Source organism: Collinsella sp. AF31-11 (assembly GCF_003475605.1).
GTDB lineage: Bacteria > Actinomycetota > Coriobacteriia > Coriobacteriales > Coriobacteriaceae > Collinsella.
In genome coordinates this window covers 1-380 of the sequence record NZ_QRQS01000026.1, presented here as the reverse complement: position 1 = coordinate 380, position 380 = coordinate 1, and the positions used below count along the sequence as shown (strand labels likewise).

Annotated in this window: 1 rRNA gene (running past one end of the window); it reads right to left on the bottom strand. The window is 65.5% G+C overall.

Going from position 1 to position 380, the window contains the following annotated elements:
* Positions 1-341, bottom strand: a 23S ribosomal RNA gene (locus DWZ22_RS09985) (it extends 2,695 nt beyond the left edge of the window).
* Positions 342-380 lie beyond the last annotated feature (39 nt).

Here is a 380-nt window from a genome sequence, read left to right as displayed (position 1 = left end):
CCCCCGGATGCGCGGCCCTGCAACCCCGCCGGCGGAACCCCTGCCGGGTATGCCCGCTCGACGGTTTGGCCATCGGTCCCCTTTCGCTCGCCGCTACTCGGGGAGTCTCGAGATTGATTTCCTCTCCTCCGGGTACTTAGATGTTTCAGTTCCCCGGGTTGTCCTCCCCGCCCCTATGTGTTCGGGGTGGGGATATCCACACCGCTGTGGATGGGTTCGCCCATTCGGAGACCCCCGGGTCGAAGGATGTGTGCTCCTCGCCGGGGATTATCGCAGCTTGCCGCGTCCTTCATCGGCTCCCTGTGCCAAGGCATCCGCCGTGCGCCCGTGGTATCTTGCGGGACCGCATCGGGCCCGCGGGATATCCACGTGTCGCTAAT